The organism is Lachnospira eligens, from assembly GCF_009680455.1.
In the GTDB taxonomy this organism is placed as follows: domain Bacteria; phylum Bacillota; class Clostridia; order Lachnospirales; family Lachnospiraceae; genus Lachnospira; species Lachnospira eligens_A.
The window spans coordinates 298,471-316,722 of sequence record NZ_WKRD01000001.1 but is presented as its reverse complement, the minus strand read 5'-3'; the positions used below and the strand labels follow the sequence as shown (position 1 = coordinate 316,722).

The 18,252-nt window shown below is 36.0% G+C and carries 14 protein-coding genes; all 14 read left to right on the top strand.

The annotated features are described in order from the left end of the window. Positions 1-79: 79 nt before the first annotated feature. Complete coding sequence (locus GKE48_RS01565) at positions 80-1,324, top strand: MerR family transcriptional regulator (RefSeq protein WP_022099219.1); 1,245 nt, start codon at positions 80-82, stop codon at positions 1,322-1,324. Between the two features lie 98 nt (positions 1,325-1,422). Beyond that, positions 1,423-2,580, top strand: a complete 1,158-nt coding sequence (locus GKE48_RS01560) for a glycosyltransferase family 4 protein (protein WP_022099220.1) — start codon at positions 1,423-1,425, stop codon at positions 2,578-2,580. A gap of 15 nt (positions 2,581-2,595) precedes the next feature. Further along, entirely contained in the window at positions 2,596-3,891 is a 1,296-nt protein-coding gene (locus GKE48_RS01555) for a glycosyltransferase family 4 protein (protein ID WP_022099221.1), read from the top strand. Positions 3,892-3,960: 69 nt separating this feature from the next. Continuing rightward, positions 3,961-5,046, top strand: a complete 1,086-nt coding sequence (locus GKE48_RS01550) for a hypothetical protein (protein ID WP_022099222.1) — start codon at positions 3,961-3,963, stop codon at positions 5,044-5,046. 1 nt (position 5,047) lies between these two features. Beyond that, on the top strand, positions 5,048-6,646 hold the full coding sequence (locus GKE48_RS01545) for an MBOAT family O-acyltransferase (RefSeq protein ID WP_022099223.1): 1,599 nt from the start codon (positions 5,048-5,050) through the stop codon (positions 6,644-6,646). Between the two features lie 24 nt (positions 6,647-6,670). Then, a complete protein-coding gene (locus GKE48_RS01540; RefSeq protein ID WP_022099224.1) occupies positions 6,671-7,462 on the top strand; it encodes an ABC transporter permease in 792 nt (263 codons plus the stop codon). Positions 7,463-7,484: 22 nt separating this feature from the next. Further along, positions 7,485-8,753 (top strand): ABC transporter ATP-binding protein, encoded by a 1,269-nt coding sequence (locus GKE48_RS01535; RefSeq protein WP_022099225.1) that lies wholly within the window; start codon positions 7,485-7,487, stop codon positions 8,751-8,753. A gap of 16 nt (positions 8,754-8,769) precedes the next feature. Beyond that, positions 8,770-11,271, top strand: a complete 2,502-nt coding sequence (locus tag GKE48_RS01530; RefSeq protein ID WP_022099226.1) for a glycosyltransferase family 2 protein — start codon at positions 8,770-8,772, stop codon at positions 11,269-11,271. A gap of 15 nt (positions 11,272-11,286) precedes the next feature. Further along, a complete protein-coding gene (locus GKE48_RS01525; protein WP_012738371.1) occupies positions 11,287-13,281 on the top strand; it encodes a glycosyltransferase family 2 protein in 1,995 nt (664 codons plus the stop codon). Between the two features lie 28 nt (positions 13,282-13,309). Continuing rightward, positions 13,310-14,380 (top strand): mannose-1-phosphate guanylyltransferase, encoded by a 1,071-nt coding sequence (locus tag GKE48_RS01520; RefSeq protein WP_022099227.1) that lies wholly within the window; start codon positions 13,310-13,312, stop codon positions 14,378-14,380. A gap of 52 nt (positions 14,381-14,432) precedes the next feature. Beyond that, the gene (locus GKE48_RS01515) at positions 14,433-15,245 is read left to right on the top strand and encodes a glycosyltransferase family 2 protein (protein ID WP_012738373.1); all 813 of its coding nucleotides are present in this window, start codon (positions 14,433-14,435) and stop codon (positions 15,243-15,245) included. A 9-nt stretch (positions 15,246-15,254) separates the two neighbouring features. Next, positions 15,255-16,097 carry a LicD family protein gene (locus GKE48_RS01510; RefSeq protein WP_012738374.1) on the top strand — a complete coding sequence of 281 codons (843 nt, stop codon included), beginning with the start codon at positions 15,255-15,257 and terminating at the stop codon, positions 16,095-16,097. Between the two features lie 9 nt (positions 16,098-16,106). Further along, entirely contained in the window at positions 16,107-17,369 is a 1,263-nt protein-coding gene (locus GKE48_RS01505) for a lipopolysaccharide biosynthesis protein (protein ID WP_012738375.1), read from the top strand. Beyond that, entirely contained in the window at positions 17,366-18,250 is an 885-nt protein-coding gene (locus GKE48_RS01500) for a LicD family protein (RefSeq protein ID WP_012738376.1), read from the top strand. Before GKE48_RS01505 ends, GKE48_RS01500 begins: the two co-directional genes overlap by 4 nt. Positions 18,251-18,252 lie beyond the last annotated feature (2 nt).

The following is an 18,252-nucleotide window of genomic DNA, read 5'->3' as shown; positions in this document are numbered from 1 at the left end:
TTTAAGTCAGGTATATAATAAAAGATGACGTAACGTCACCTTCAAGTGTTTTTTGAAAAATTTTTACAAGGAGTAATATATGCATAAAGACGGGTATTATTCTTCAGGCGAATTTGCGAAGAAATCAAATGTTTCAGTAAGGACTATAAGATATTATGACCAGCAGAACATATTAAAGCCGTCACTTCTTACTGATGAGGGAGTGAGATTTTATACGGATTCAGATTTTACAAGGTTACAGCAGATATTATTGCTTAAATATCTTGGATTTACACTGGACGATATAAGAAATATGACAATTGGTGATTCAGATTATCATGTGCTAAAGAATTCACTTGAACTTCAAAAGCGAATGATACAGGACAAGATTGCACAGATGCAGCTTGTATGTAAAGCTATTGAAGAAACAGAAGACTCTATTAAAGAGGGAAAAGGAGTTGACTGGAGTAATATGCTGGAGATTATCCATCTTACTAATATGGAAGACAGCATGAAGAATCAGTACATTAATGCTGGAAATATATCTGCAAGAATTAATCTTCATAACAGGTTTTCAGTTAATAAACAGGGATGGTTTCCGTGGGTATATGAGCAGTGTGGTATTGTTAAGGGGATGAGAATTCTTGAGATTGGGTGTGGTGATGGAACATTGTGGGTTGACAATATAGGTCAGCTTGCCATGACAGGAAAGAGAAATGAATTTTCAGGGAAGAAAAAAAACATATATATAGAGCTTACAGATATATCAGAAGGCATGATAAGTGATGCGAGAAGAAATATAAAAAAAGCAACAGAGAGCTGGAAGGAAAGAGATATTGATGTGTCATTCAGGTTCAGAGTGGCTTCATGCGAAAAGACAGGGGCAAAAGATGAATCGTATGATCTGGTGATTGCTAATCATGTGCTGTTTTATTGTAAAAATGTCAATAAGGCACTTGATGAAATTGTGAGGGTGTTAAAGCCTGGAGGAGTGCTTGTGTGCAGTACATATGGCAGCAGGCATATGCAGGAGATAAGCCGCCTTGTGTCGGGATACGATAAGAGAATTGCACTTGAAGCAGATAAGCTTTTTGAAAAATTCGGACTTGATAATGGAGATAAGATATTAAAAAAACATTTTTCAGATGTTGAGAGAAGAGATTATAAAGATGCGCTTGTTGTTGATGAAGCAGAACCGCTGGTAGATTATATACTATCATGTCATGGCAATCAGAAAGAGTACCTTGTGGATAAGTATACAGATTTTAAAAAATATGTAGAGAAAAAGCTTGTGAAACCTATGACAATAACCAAAGAGGCTGGTGTATTTGTGTGTAGAAAATAATGTATAGCAATTATATCTATAATATGGTAAAATCAAAAGAAACATGTTTTGTTACAGGGGTAGTTTGAACATGCATATTATGGAAATACTCTGATAGAATGAAAGATTATTTATTGGGGGCAGAGAATACAGTTATGAAGAAATTAAAGATTGCTGTTGATGCAAGAACTTTAGGCAGCAGACCAAGCGGTGTGGGCATGTATCTTAATGACTTCTTAGAACAGCTCATAACATATGATGAATTTGAATGGATTCTTTTTACAGATGTTAAAGAGAGTGAATATATTAAGAGATTTGAGGCTAGAGGAATCAAGGTTATTGAATGGGGAAAGCCTGTATATAGAAGTGCGGGTGTGTATGCATATTTTGCATTTATTAAGAAAGAATTAAAGCAGGTGAGGCCGGATATATTCTGGGAGGTTAATTCGATTATTCCTATTAATCTCGGTGGAAGCTTTAAGACACTTATCACAATACACGATATGTTTCCTATTCAGTATGTAAGATACTTTGGAAAAATATACAGCTATTATTTTAAGTTTAATCTTGGCGTGACTTTAAGACATACAGATATGATTCTGTATAATTCGGAGCAGACTAAGGACGACACAGAGATGTATTTTCCAAAGGCTAAGAAGATTCCAAGCTGCAATGCCTACATTATATCTAATCCGCTTACAAGATATGTACCGCCTAAGGATGAGAATTATTTCTTGTATGTAGGTAATATGGAGAAGCGTAAGGGCGTTGATATCCTTGTTAAAGCGTACAGAAGATACAGGGAAGAAGGCGGAACAAGACCTCTTATTCTTGCCGGTAAGATGCAGGAGGATGATATTGAGCAGCTTCTTGAGACTGCACTTACAGAGGTTGAAGGTCTTACTTATCTTGGTTATGTATCACACACTACAAGATATGACTTGTATAACAATTGTTCATGCTTTGTGTTTCCTTCTATGGCAGAAGGCTTCGGAATGCCTATATTAGAGGTAATGAAGCATAATAAGCCAATACTTGCAAGTAATCTTAAAATATTTGACGAGGTAGTAGGTGACTGTGTGGAAAGATTCAGTCTTGCCGGTGATGATGATGATAAGGTTATAAGTCTTGTGAATGGAATGAAGAATATAGATAAGAAGATTAATTCTGGACTTGTTGATGAGAATGCATACAGACATGCGTTGGACAAGTATACACCGGAAAGACTTGGTGGTATGGTGAGAGACTTTATTAACAGCCAGATGAATAACAGATAGAATGTTGAGGTTTATATGGGTTTATCAAAATTTTTTCTTAATACGGGAGAAGCATTGAGACCGGTGCTGACAAAGATTATTCCTATGAAGCTTTTAAGTAAGATGAAAGCAGGGATAATTAATAATGCCACAGACAAGCTGTCGGCTGATTCTATTGAAAAATATGAGGCAGGAAGATACAAATGTGGTGCCAATATAATAGGTAATATTAAGGGAGATAATGGACTTGGACAAAGCGCAAGAATTATGTGCAGGCTGCTTGATGAGAATAAAGAACCTCATGTTATAAGGGATTTCTTTGTTCCACCAGGAGGTTCAAGAAGCAATGATACGTATGATGACAGACTCACAGAGGAGCTTCCTTTTGATGTGAATATTATTCATGTTAATGCAAGTGAATTCATGGTAGCATATTTAAGCCTTGGAAAAGAAGTATGGGATTACAGATATAACATAGGATACTGGGCATGGGAGCTGGAGACATTTCCAGAAGAGTGGCTTCCGGCATTCAAGCTTGTTGATGAAGTCTGGACACCGTCTGATTTTGTTACGAATACTTTGAAGAAATATACAGACAAGCCTGTGATAACAGTCCCACACTGTGTTGCACCTGAGACAGATATTGTGAAGTTTGATAGAAAGCATTTTAATCTGCCGGAAGATAAGTTCTTATTCCTTGTAATGTATAACAGTGGAAGCGTTATGGAAAGAAAGAATCCGCTTGCCGCTATTAAAGCATTTAAAGAAGCATTCTGCAAAGATGAACAGATGAAAGAAAAATACAAGGATGTCGGACTTGTTATTAAGATAAGTGAGGCAGAATTATCTGCAGAAGATGAAAAGATTATTGGTTCTGTAATAGAGGACTGCAATAACATTTATTATATGTGCGGTCATATGGGAAGATGTGAGGTTAATACACTTCTTGCTGATGTTGATGTGTATGTTTCGCTCCACCGTTCAGAAGGCTTCGGACTTGTTATGGCTGAGTCAATGTATGTTGGTACACCTGTTATTGCAACTGACTGGTCAGGCAATACAGAGTTTATGAACAGTGATACAGCATGCATGGTCGGTTACGACATGATAGAGCTTGATAAGGACTATGAGCCGTTCAAGAAGGGCAATGTATGGGCTGATGCACATGTTGATGAGGCAGCAGACTATATGAGAAGGCTTTATGAGGATAAGGATTTCTACGAAAGAATTGCTGGGAATGGTCAGAAATATGCCAGGGAACATCTGGCGTACAAGCGTTCTGCGGATATTGTCAGTGAGAGGTTAAGAAAAATACATGAAAAAGCTGATTGACAAGGTAACGGATGCGTAATATTATCAGTAATCGATATTTTGTAAAAAGATGATATATAGAAGGTAGTTATGAAAAAATTTAAACCAATAATAAGATGCGTAATATTCTTAGCGGGACTTGCAGCTATAATGGGAGTGATTGATTTTGCCTGCGTACAGACAGGCTATGTTAATTACATTTTAAGAAATGTGTGTGCTAAGGATAATGGTACTGATTATGATACAGTTGTAATCGGAGCATCACATGCAAGGGCATCATCTGATCCGGAGCAGATTGATAAGAATGCGGGAACATATTCGATTAATATGGCAATTCCGGGAGAAACAGTAAAAGATTCGTATTATGTACTCGAAGAGACATGCAGAACTAATGATATTAAGACGGTTATTCTTGATATTGATTATCAGTATTATTTCAATCCTCCTAAAGAAGGATTCTATACTGAACAGTTTATTCAATGTCAGATGGATTGGCGTTCATATGTAAAGTGGCAATATATATACGATAACATGGAACGTATGGAGATAAGGAATGTTTTCACAAGAAGACAGGCATGTACGTTTACTCCGTCTAATATGAAAGATAATATTGAACAGAAATTGTCAAAAGGTTACAAAGAAGCGGATATTTATTCACTTGATGTAGATGGTGGAACATATGCCGGAAGAGGCTATTTCTATATTAAGCCTGTTAGTGGAGAACTGGCAGGTAAAGAACTTATAAAAAGCTGGAGTGTAAGAAGCAGAGAGCAAATTACAGGTTATCCTCTGAAGTATATTAAGAAAATAATAAAATATTGCAGAGATAATAATATTGATCTTATCGCAGTAACATCTCCAATAACTCCAAGCAGTGTAGGTACTCTTCATATGGAGAATGTTCATAATACAATAAATAATCTGCTGGCAGAGAATGGAATCTTCTATTATGATTTCAACATGGCAAGACAGGATGTACTGCCAAGAACAGATTCGGACTTTGTTGATAAAGAAGGACATATGAATGGAGAATTTGCAAAAGAATATTCAGAATTTCTTGGCAAAGTTATTAAAGAACATAAACAGGGAACTAAAGATATTAATAGATATTTCTACAGTTCATATCAGGAAATGTATGATACTGATGCAGGGCTGTACGGGGTAGTGGAGAAATAAAATGTCATTTACAACAGCGTTATTTTGGTTTTTTATATTAATCGGAGTAGTTATATATTATGTACTTCCATCTAAAGTAAGATGGATGTGGTTACTTGTGTTAAGTTATCTGTATTATTTTTCATTTAATGTGAAGAATAGTCTTTTCATGGTTGCAGCATCGCTTGTTATATATCTCGCGGCGTTAGCAATGGAATACATACAGGATAAGTCAGATGCATATCTGAAAGAACACAAGGCAGAGATTAACAGGGAACAGAAGAAGAAACTTAAGAATTCTGTTAAGCATAAGAAGAGAATAATACTTGTAATAGCAATGCTTATTAATTTCGGAGTACTTGCAGTATTAAAATATGGTGGTTTTATCACAGGCAATATTACAGCAGTTCTTAATAAGATAGGAATTGACAAGACTGTGTATGCATTAAGCAATTATGTGATGCCACTTGGTTTATCATTCTTTACATTCCAGTCAATATCTTATGTTATTGATATATATCAGGGGAAATACAGAGCAGAAAGGAATCCATTCAGGATATGTCTTTTTGTATCGTTCTTCCCTCAGATTATGCAGGGACCTATTGGAAGATTTGATAAGCTGCAGAAAACACTTTTTGCAGGTAATGCATTTAATCTTCAGAATATACAGTTTGGTATTCAGAGAATATTCTGGGGACTGTTCAAGAAGATGATTCTTGCAGACAGGGCTGGAGTATTTGTGGCAATGATATTCAACAAGCCTGATGAATACGGTGGAGCAATGGCAATAATAGCGGTGCTTATGTATTCAATCCAGTTATATGCGGATTTTTCAGGTGGTATTGATATAGTAATCGGTGTTGCGCAGCTTTTTGGTGTAACTATGGATGAGAACTTCAGACAGCCATATTTCAGTAAATCAATAGGTGAATTCTGGAGAAGATGGCATATAACACTTGGTACATGGATGAAGGATTATGTATTTTATCCATTCTGTCTGTCAAAGGCTATGAATAAGTTTGGCAAGTGGGGAAAGAAACATCTTGGTGAGCATGTTGGCAAAACGCTTCCTATATGTCTTTCTAATCTTCTGATATTCTTTATAGTAGGTATATGGCACGGAGCAGAATGGCGTTACATCATGTATGGTATGTATAATGGTATAATAATAGCATTCAGTAACCTTGTAGAGCCACTTTATAAAAAATGCTTACATGCATGTCATATTAACCCACATAAGAAGTGGTGGCAGTGTGTGCAGATATTAAGAACATTTATACTTGTTAATATCGGATGGGTATTCGATTGCAGTGCAGCAGGTATGGGTTCTGCAGTCAGAATGATAAAACGAATGATTACAGACTTAAGATTTGACCAGCTTAACGCTGTAATGTTCAAGAGTATTGGTTTAAAGCCGGCCGATTACATAATTCTGGCAATCGGATGCATAGTTGTATTAATAATTAGTATCCTGAAGGAAAGAGGAGTACAGATAAGAGCTGCCGTAGAAGCAAAGCCAATAGCTGTAAGATGGCTTATTTATTATGGTCTTATAGTAGCAATATTTGTTCTGGGATATGCAAGTGATGCTGGAAGCGGATTCTTATATGCGAATTTCTGACAGCCATAATTAAATGGAGGATTTATGAAACATTTAAAGGAAATGTATGAATACAGAGAAATGATATTTTCTCTGGTAAAGAAAGATTTACGTGGAAGATACAAGGGCTCTGTGCTCGGATTTATGTGGACATTTATTAACCCATTGTTACAGCTTTTAGTGTTTACACTGGTTTTCTCAATAATTATGAGAGCCAATTATGAGCAGTATTATCTGTTCCTTTTCGTAGCGCTTGTACCATGGATGTTTTTCGGCTCAAGTGTTCAGGATGGTTCAACATGTATAATGCGTGAATCTAACATGGTTAAGAAAATATATTTTCCAAGAGAGGTTATTCCAATATCTACAGTAACAAGTGCATTCATTAATATGATTCTTACATTTGTTGTTGTGTTTATCGTTCTTCTTATCTCAGGAAGAGGAATTAATCTGGTTGCATTATTATATCTTCCTGTTGTAATGATTGTTGAATATATATTATGTCTTGGAATTGGACTTATAGTTTCTGCACTTACTGTTTATTTAAGAGATTTACAGTACATTCTTGGAATTGTAGTTATGGCATTACAGTATATGACACCAGTTATGTATGGCGCTGATATGGTAGAGAATGCTAATGTTCCACAGATATTAAAGACAATATTTAACTTAAATCCAATGACACCAATAATCAATATATACAGACAGATTCTTTACTATAAGGAAATTCCAGATTTGTCTACGTTATTGGTTGCTATTATAACAGGCGTTGTTTTTGTTATTCTGGGAGCAATTATATTCAGAAGACTTCAGCGCGGATTCGCAGAAGAGTTTTAATGTTTAAGAAAGAGAGATAAGTATGCTTAACAACGAGAATTCAATCGAAGTAAGGAATGTATCCAAAAGCTTTAAAGTGTATTTTGATAAAGGTAATGAACTTAAAGAGAAAATGCTGTTCTGGAAGAGAAACAGATATGAAAACAGAGTTGTTCTTAATAATATAAGCTTTACAGTAAAGAAGGGCGAGGCAGTAGGTCTTATTGGAAGAAACGGCTGTGGTAAGAGTACAACACTTAAGCTGTTGACTAAGATTATATATCCAGACAGCGGTTCTATTGAAATGTGCGGAAGAGTTTCAAGTCTTCTTGAACTTGGAGCAGGATTCCACCCTGACATGAGTGGAAGAGAAAACATATACACTAATGCTGCGATATTTGGTCTTACTAAGAAAGAGATAGATGAAAGACTTGAGGATATTATCGAGTTTTCAGAATTACAACAGTTTATTGATAATCCTGTAAGAACATATTCATCAGGTATGTACATGAGACTTGCATTCTCAGTAGCTATTAATGTTAATGCAGATATCCTTCTTATTGATGAGATTCTTGCTGTAGGTGATGCGAATTTTCAGGCAAAATGTTTCAACAAGTTAAGAGAGATTAAGGCTAACGGAACAACTATTATTATCGTATCACATGCTCTTGGACAGATTGAAGAGATATGTGATAAGTCAATCTGGATTAAAGATGGACAGATTGAGCAGGAAGGTGATCCAAGAGAAGTTGATATTGCTTATCTTGATTATATGAATCAGGAAAGATTAAGCAAGGATGAGCAGGAAAGAGCCAGAATCTTAAGAATTGAAGCAGAGCAGAGAAGACTTAAGAAGGCTGAGGAAGAGAATAAAGAAGGTGGTAACGATAAGCGTTACGGAAGTTTCGAGGCAAGAATTAATGACGTTATCTTGTCTTGTGATGACGGCAAGAGGACAGAAACTCTTGAAACAGGAAGAAAAGCCGTGATAGAGATAGATTATTCTGTTGAGACTCCGGTAAAAGAAGTTCATGCAAGATATATGATTTACAGAATTGATGGTCAGTTATGCAGTGGAAGCAGTACTAAGATAGACAGACTTGATGCATTTGACCTTGAGAAAGATGGAAAGATTGTTATTGAGTTTGACAGTATGACACTTACAAGAAGCCAGTACTGGGTTGATATAGTGCTTGAGAAGGCTGATGGAACACCAATTGATTATTATAAAGAAGCAGCAAGGTTTAATGTTGTATCAGGAATTGAAGATATGGGTGTTGCAAGAATTGAGCATACATGGAAGAACTGTTAATTGAAAGGTAGTAGCTATGAAAAAGAGTGATAATGTAATTAATATACAGCTTTCAGATAATCAGGGAAAACTTCATATTAGAATTGCAGGCTGGTATATTCCTAAGGATTTTGATGATTATTCATTTGAATTATTTATTAATGGGGGAAAAATAGAGTGCAGTGTTGAACATATAACAAGAGAGGATAAGCTAGATCTTCTTATAAGTAACAATCTAAAGCGAGACAGCAAGATAGGATTCATTATTAAAACAGATGTTAATAAGAGCGATGTTAAGACTATTGAATTATATGTAGTTGATGCAGGGGTAAGAAGTAAGATTGCAAGTGCTGATGAGAAGGATGTTGTATATACGGTACAGGATCAGATATTACAGTATAATATAGACAGAATATGGCCGGAAAAGACTATCGATGACAAGCATGTTTACAGGGTAGCAGGATGGGTTGTTGCACAGGAAGGTGATGTTGTAATCAATATGACAGATACAAGCAATAATCCGCTTGAATTCAAGAATGTGCGCTGTGAACGTCTTGATTTAATTGATAATGGTTATACAGAAGATGAAAAAAAAGCGGTTGGATTCACAATTACAATAGATGAAAAACCTGGATATGTATTACATTTTAAGTCGGATGCCAAGAGCATTGATATTAATATAGATGAAGAGATTAAGAGACAGAGAAGAATTTACAATATAGATAAGACCAAGAGAATGATTAAGGCTGTAACACCACATAATGTCGCACGCCTCTGTCATCACATAAGATTATATGGATTTAAAGATCTTAAAGAGTATGTATATGGCGGATTATATGGCGTTATGGATCAGGCTGAGATATATAAGAAGTGGTTTGCAATTCATAAAGCTACACAGGAAGAGCTGGATAATCAGAAAAAGGTGAAGTTTGCTTATGAACCAAAGGTAAGTATTATTGTTCCAACATATAATACACCTATTAAGTATCTCGAAGAGATGATCCAGTCAGTAATTAACCAGTCATACAGTAACTGGCAGCTTTGTATAGCAGATGGAAGCTGCGGTAATGCAAAGCTTGAGAAGGTTCTTGAAGATTATCATAAGAAAGATTCAAGAATTGTATATAAGCTGTTAGACAGTAATAAGGGAATTGCAGGCAATACTAATGCTGCACTTGAACTGGCTGACGGTGAGATAACAGGGCTTCTTGATCATGATGACACATTAGAGCCAGATGCTTTATATGAAGTTGTTAAAGCATTTCAGGATAAGATGGTTGATGCTGTATATACAGATGAAGATAAGATATTAGGACCGGATTGGATAAATGTTGATCCTAATTTTAAGACAGATTACAACATTGATTTGTTAAGATCTCATAACTATATAACACATTTCTTCTGTGTTAAGACAGAGCTTCTTAAGGAAATCGGTGGCTTTAAGGCTGATTATGATGGTGCACAGGATTATGATGTTATATTAAGATGTACTGAGAAAGCCCGTAAGACTGAGCATATTGCCAAGATATTATATCATTGGAGAATGCATGATAATTCTACAGCAGCTAATCCAGCAAGTAAGGCATACTGCCATGAAGCAGGAAGAAAGGCTGTTGAGGACCATCTTAAGAGACTTGGAATACCGGCTAAGGTTGAACTTTGTAAGTTATTCGGAGGGAGCAGGGTTATATATGAGACACCAGGAAATCCGCTTGTTTCAATTGTAATTCCTAATAAGGATCATATTGATGATCTTGATAAATGTGTACGTTCACTGTTTAATGTCAATACTTATAAGAATATAGAAGTTATTATTGTTGAAAATAACAGTACAGAGAAAGAAACATTTGAATATTATGACAGTATACAGAAGGAATATTCTAATGTTAAGGTGTTGGTGTGGAAGAGAGAATTTAATTATTCTGCAATTAATAATTTCGGTGTTAAGGAAGCAAAAGGTGATTATATCTTACTGCTCAACAATGATACTGAAATGATTGCACCGGATTCTATATCAGACATGCTTGGTTACTGCATGCGTCCGGATGTGGGAATTGTTGGTGCCAAGTTATTGTACCCGGATGGAACAATCCAGCATGCTGGTGTAATTATCGGACTTGGCGGAATTGCAGGACATGCATTCATAGGTCTTGATGCTAACCAGTACGGATATATGTCAAGAGCATATCTTTCAAGCGATTATTCTGCGGTTACAGCTGCATGCCTTATGATATCAAAGGAAATATACAACGAAGTAGGAGGTTTGTGTGAACAATATGCAGTTGCATTTAATGATGTTGATTTCTGCATGAAAGTCAGAAGCAAGGGATACCTTGTAGTATATGATGCATTTTCACAGTGGTATCATTATGAATCTAAGTCAAGAGGATATGAAGATACTGAAGAAAAGCAATTAAGATTCAAAGGCGAGATTGATACATTTAAGAGCAAATGGCAGAAAGAATTAGATGAAGGAGATCCTTTCTATAACAGGAATTTCCCTCTTAACACAGAATCATATACACTGGAATTAGAGTAATTATCAGAGGTAAAAATGTTTTTAACGAGAGCAGCACAGATTATTGGAAAAGAAGGCTTTAAGACATTCGGGTATGCATTACAACAGAAGATGCATCAGAATATGACAGATGAGAAAGCTTATAGCATTTATCAAAAAAAAATCGCACCAAAACAGCGTATTACTGATAATAAGGCTGACTGCACAGCAATATGCAGACATAGTGGAAGCTATGAAAGCATGCTGGCAGCAGTGTCTGGAATGGATGCTGAATATATAGCCGTGTGTGATGAAAGCTGTGAATTCGATAAAGATTATACAGCAATTGTTTCACATTATATAAGGATTCAGAAAAGGGCAGGACGCAGTCTTATATATATATATACTGATTCGGAAAAGTATAATCAGGAAGCTGGATGCGGACTTCCTGACTGCAAGCCTGATTATTCATGGGATACACTGTTATCTTACAATTATATTGGCGATGCATTTGTTGCAAAGAAGAATGCTCTTATAGATGCTATTAATGAATGTAAGAATCATGGCGCGGTTGATAATATTAATTATTATGAATTGTCTTTAATAATTCTTTCAAAGTGTAAGACGTCAGATGTTGGGCATATCCATCAAGTGCTTGTTAAGGACATAAGAACTGACAGTAAATCATACAGGACTGCTGATGACGGAATGGCAGCTTTTAAGAAAATGATTCTGGAAAGTTCAGAAATTAATGTGAACATCGTAGCAGATAAGCATGATTCAGCAGTTGAGCATGTGCATTATATTACGAATGAATATGATCTGGTGAGTATAATTATTCCATCAAAGGATAATCCAGACATATTAAAATGCTGTTTACAGAGTATCCGCAAGTTCACGAAATATATTAATTACGAAATTGTTGTTGTTGATAACGGAAGTAATGACAGCAACAGAAAAGAGTATGAGAAGCTTGTAGATACATTTGAAGGACAGGCATCATATGTGTATGAAAAGGCAGATTTTAATTTCTCACATATGTGTAATATTGGAGCAGCTAAAGCAAAAGGTAATCTGTTGCTGTTCCTTAATGATGATATTGAAATAATCGGACAGGATTATGAAGACACAGACTGGCTTTCAGTACTTGTCGGACAGGCAAAGCAGGAAAGTACCGGCGCGGTTGGTGCAAAGCTTCTGTATCCGGACTCATCATATATCCAGCATGTGGGTGTAATTAATTATGAATCAAGCTGTTTTGCACATCTGTATGCGAAGGCAGTTGATGATGAGAATATCAAGGCTCACAGGAATTACGCTGATTATGACTGCCTGTGTGTTACAGGAGCATGCTTTATGATTGAGAAGGCTAAATTCGATAAAGCTGGTGGATTTGATGAAGCATTTGAAGTAACACATAATGATGTTGATATATGCCTGACTTTGTATGAACAGGGATATTACAATGTCTTAAGAAATGACGTGGTCCTTTTTCACCATGAATCATTCTCAAGAGGTGATGATGAGGTTGATGAAGAAAAGAACAGACGTAATATGCATGCAAGGGATATGACATATGAAAAACATCCAAAGCTTGAGAAATATGACCCTTTCTATAGTCCGCTTCTTACGCAGACGGAGAATAACTACAGATTCGGAGATGAGATATATTCTGTAATATACAGAAAACCTCAGAAAGCTGACAGATTAAGGCCGGCTGCAGGATATATGGAAGTATCACCTACAGTTAAGGTGACAGAAACAGGGTATCATGATGATATGCAGCTTAGGGGATTTGCATATAACGGAAATAAAGTGTATTATAATCCCGTAATTTTTCTGTGGAATGAACAGAATTGTTATAGGATTAAGGTACAGTCAGTATGTGACAGAGTATTTCATTTAAGAAAAGGTGTGGATAAGAACATTAACTATGCACCGTTTTTTTGTGGAATAGATACAACGGATATGGAAAGCGGCACATATAGATGTGCTATCAGAGCTGATGGTAAATATTATGATGCACAGACAGATGTCGTAATTGATGGTTAAAACAATATGGCAGAACAAGGAGGAATTTATGAAGACTACAGCACTTATTATGGCAGGTGGTAAGGGAGAGCGATTCTGGCCAAAGAGCCGTGTTAATATGCCAAAACAGTTCCTTTCTCTTACAGATGACGGAAAGACTATGATACAGCTCACGGTAGAGCGAATCAGCCCATTGGTTGATATTAAGGATGTTTATGTTGCTACTAACAAGAACTACAGAGAACTTGTAAAGCAGCAGCTTCCAGGTATTCCAGAGGAGAATATCTTATGTGAGCCTGTTGGAAGAAATACAGCACCATGTGTAGGTCTTGGAGCAGTTCATGTTGCAAGCAAATATGATGATGCAGTTATGATTGTACTTCCATCAGACCACCTTATTAAGAATAATGAGGTGTTTGCAGATACATTTAAAGAAGCTGTTCAGATTGCAGAAGAGGGGGCTAACCTTGTAACGGTAGGTATTACTCCGAATTATCCAGAGACAGGCTATGGTTATATTAAGTATAATCAGGATGACAAGAAGAATAATGCTTATTCAGTTGAAAAGTTCGTTGAGAAGCCAGACCTTGAGACAGCTAAATCATACCTTGCTGACGGAACATATCTGTGGAACAGTGGAATGTTCGTATGGAAGGTATCTACAATATTAGACTGCTTTAAGAAGTTCATGCCGGATACATATGAAGGCTTATTAAAGATTAAGGCAGCAGTTGGAACAGCAGATGAAAATGCAGTGCTTGAGGCAGAATTCCCTAATCTTGAGTCACAGTCAGTTGACTACGGTATTATGGAGAAGGCAGATTCTATCTACACACTTCCAGGCAACTTCGGTTGGGATGATGTAGGTTCATGGCTTGCAGTAGGAAGAATCAAGAAGAATGATGATAACAGCAATGTAATTAACGGCAATGTAGTTGCAGTTAATACTAGGGGCTGTGTAATAGAAGGTGGCGAAAAACTTATTGCCACAGTTGGTTTAAGAGATATCGTAGTTGTTGATACTAAAGATGCAACTCTTATTACAACTAAAGAGAATGCAGGCGAAATCAAGCAGGTGCTTGCAAAGCTTCGTGAAGAAGGAAAGAATGAGTATCTGTAGAAGATAGTATGAAAATACATATGCTTAAAACAAGGCGTTTGGAGGAACTATAATGACAAAGGAACATGTCAATACTAATCATACATTTGCGATATGCGCTTATAAGGAGAGTCCATATCTTGAAGAGTGTATTACATCACTTATGGAACAGACTGTAAAGTCAGAGATATTTATTGCTACATCTACACCTAATAAGTATATTGACGACATAGCAGCAAAATATAATTTAAAGGTGTATGTCAATGAGGGAGAAAGCGGAATTACACAGGATTGGAATTTTGCTTATTCTAAAGTACAGACAGATTATGTCACTATAGCTCATCAGGATGATAAATATGCGCCTGAATATGTAGAGAATCTGTTAGCGTATACAGCTAAAGCTAAAAAGCCGCTGCTTTTCTTTACCGATTATGCAGAGATAAGAAATGGCGAGATTGTAACAACCAATAAGATTCTTAAAGTAAAGAGAATAATGCTTTTCATAATGCGTCCAAAGGCAATGTGGGGAAGCAGATTTATAAGAAGAAGAGTGTTATCGCTTGGCTCACCAATATGTTGTCCATCAGCAACATATTACAGACCTAATCTTATGAAGCAGGTATTCCTTAATGGATTCAGAGCTGATGAAGACTGGGAAGCATGGGAGAGATTATCAAAGCTTAAGGGAGACTTTATATTCTGTAATAAGATACTCACATATCACAGAATACATGAGGACTCAGAGACAACTAAGATTCTTAATGATAATAAGAGATCTGAAGAAGATTACATTATGTATCAGAAGTTCTGGCCCAAATGTATTGCTAAAATGCTTACTAAGGCATACAGCAAGAGTGAAGAATCTAATAATATGAAGCAGGGATAGGAGTTAACGATGAAAGAATACGATGAGGCAACCCTTAAAAAGGTACAGCAGACAGAGATGGAAATTCTTAGAGATTTCATCAAAGTGTGTGACGAGAATAATCTTACATGGTTTGGTGATGCCGGATCAGGAATCGGGGCAATAAGACATAAGGGATTCATTCCATGGGATGATGATATTGATGTAATGCTTCCTAGAAAAGATTTCGACAAGATGATGGAAGTTATTAAAAGAGATTACAGCGATAAGTATTCAATTGCCAATGTTGAAACAATGAAGAATTATCCATTGATGACAACAAGAATTATGATGAAAGGAACAACATTTATAGAGGAACCTCTTAAGAATATCAAATGTGATCTTGGAATATTCCTTGATGTGTATCCGCTTGATAATATATCAGATGATGAGGAAGAACTTAAAAAGCAGGCTAAAGCTGCCTGGTTCTGGAGCAAGCTTCTTATTCTCAGACATGTTGCGTTCCCGGTACTTCCTTATAAGGGAGTTAAGGCTAAGATAACACATATTGCAACAGCAATTATTCATGCCGGACTTGTTGTGTTCAGAATTTCACATAACTGGATTGCTGGCAAATGCTTAAAGATTGCATCAAGATATAATGATGTGGATACTAAGAGAATGGCATTCTTATTTGATACAGATCCATATTATCATATAATGTTAAAGGATGAGATATATCCATTACAGATGTATGATTTTGAAGATATTAAGATGCCTCTTCCAGCCAACGAAGATGAGAAGTTAAGAAATATGTATGGAGATTATATGCAGCTTCCTCCAGTTGAAAAGAGAAAGAATCATTACCCATATAAATTGGAATTTAAAGACTAAGAGGTATATATGAATATTATTTCAAGAATAATGGGTGTGGATAAGACACCAGAAGATAAGTACAAATATATCTGGTTTACAATGGGAACAGCATGTTTCGCACTTGCCACGCTTGTTATGACAATTGTTATAAGCCGTTTCTTAGGTGAGGCTAAAGCGGGAATGTTCTCGATTGGTCTTTCAATTGCACAGTGGCTTGTTACAATAGCCTATTTCGAAATAAGAACATATCAGGTTACTGATGTTAAGAATGAGTATCCTTTTGGATATTATTTCACTTTAAGACTTATGATGTGTCTTATAACATTTCTGGCAAGCATAGTATACGTTGTATTTAACGGCTACAGTCCGGAGAAAGTTACTGTTATATTGCTTGTATGTATCTATAAGATACTTGATTCGGTAGCTGATACATTTGAAGGTGAATTCCAGAAAGAGGAAAGAATAGATATGTCCGGTAAATCAGAGTTTTACAGGATATTCTTCAGTATACTGGTTCTTGTTGTAACAGTAATTATAACAAGAAATCTGATATTCTCTCTGATATGTATGAATGTAGTTGCATTGCTTATAATTCTGTGTCTTGATGCATCTGTTGCAGCAGGCAGGGTTAAGATATGTATTGTCAGGGATTACAGAAGAGTTTTCGTACTTTTTAAAGTGTGTCTGCCTCTTGCTATAAGCACATTTTTAAGTAACTATATTATCAATTCATCGAAATTATCTGTTGACAGAATGTTAGGTGATGCAGCACAGCTGTATTATACGGCGGTATTCATGCCTAATATGGTAATTAATCTGTTTAGTGGTATAATATTTAAGCCGATGCAGACATCAATGGCTGTTAATTATTATGAGAAGAAGTATAAGAATTTCTGGCACATAATATTCAGGATGTTTGCTATAATAGCAGGATTTACACTTATATGTGAGGTCGGGGCATATATACTGGGAATACCGGTTCTGTCATGGCTTTATGGTGTTAATCTTAAGGATTACAAGATGACACTGCTTCTGCTTCTGTTATGTGGAGGCGTTAATGCGGTCAATATAATATTCTATTATGTACTTGCCATAATGCGTAAGCAGAAATACATGACTATTCTGTATCTTATTGTATGCGGAGTTGCGCTGATTATTATGGATCCGATTACAGGCAGACTTGGTCTTAACGGAGCTGCACTCGGCTATCTGATACTTGTTGTGTTATTAGGCGTATTATTGATGGGATATATCTTATACCAGATTAGAAAGGATAGAAAAAGACAATGAGCCAGAATGAACAGTATGATCCAAAGGTTTTGAGAAAGTTACAGCTTGCAGAATTAGAGGTGTTTAAAGATTTTATTAAAATATGTGATGAGAACGGACTTTCATATTTCCTGTTTGCAGGATGTGCAATCGGAGTTGAGAGACATAAAGGATTTATTCCATGGGATGATGATATAGATATCGGAATGCTCAGAGATGATTATGAGAAGGTTCTGAAGATATATAGAGAGAAATATACAGATAAGTATGTAGTTCTTGATATAGATTCACAGGAAACATTTCCTTTCTATAATGCAGAGATAGCAAGAATTGGAACTAAGAATATACCATATGTATTCAAGGATGCTAATGTTCCTATGGGAATTGATATTGCGCTTTATCCTTATGATAATGTTCCTGATGATGCCAAGAAGAGAAGAAGACAGAGATCATCAGTATTCTTCTGGAGCAAGTTAAGAATATTAAGAGAATTCAAGAAACCTGTGCTTTTCATGCATGGATGGAAGAGAAAAGTTGTAAGTGCAATGTGTATAGTAATGAACAGATTACTTACATGGACACATTTCTCAAGAAAATTCATCAACAGACGTTATATGAAGAGCGCACTTAAGTATAACAATGAGAAGACAAGATGGGTTGCATGTTTCTTTGGTGAGATGGATCCTTTAAAGCAGGCTATAAAGTTAGATGACCTGTTCCCATTGGTTGAAAAGCCATTTGAAGATATAATGGTTAAAGTCCCTAAGAATAATGATGTATTTCTTAAGAGAATGTTTGGCGATTATATGAAGATGCCACCAGTAGAGAGCAGAAAGAATCATGTACCTGAGGTTCTGGAGTTCGGACCATTTGATGAGGAACTGAAAGATATTGATATTTAAAG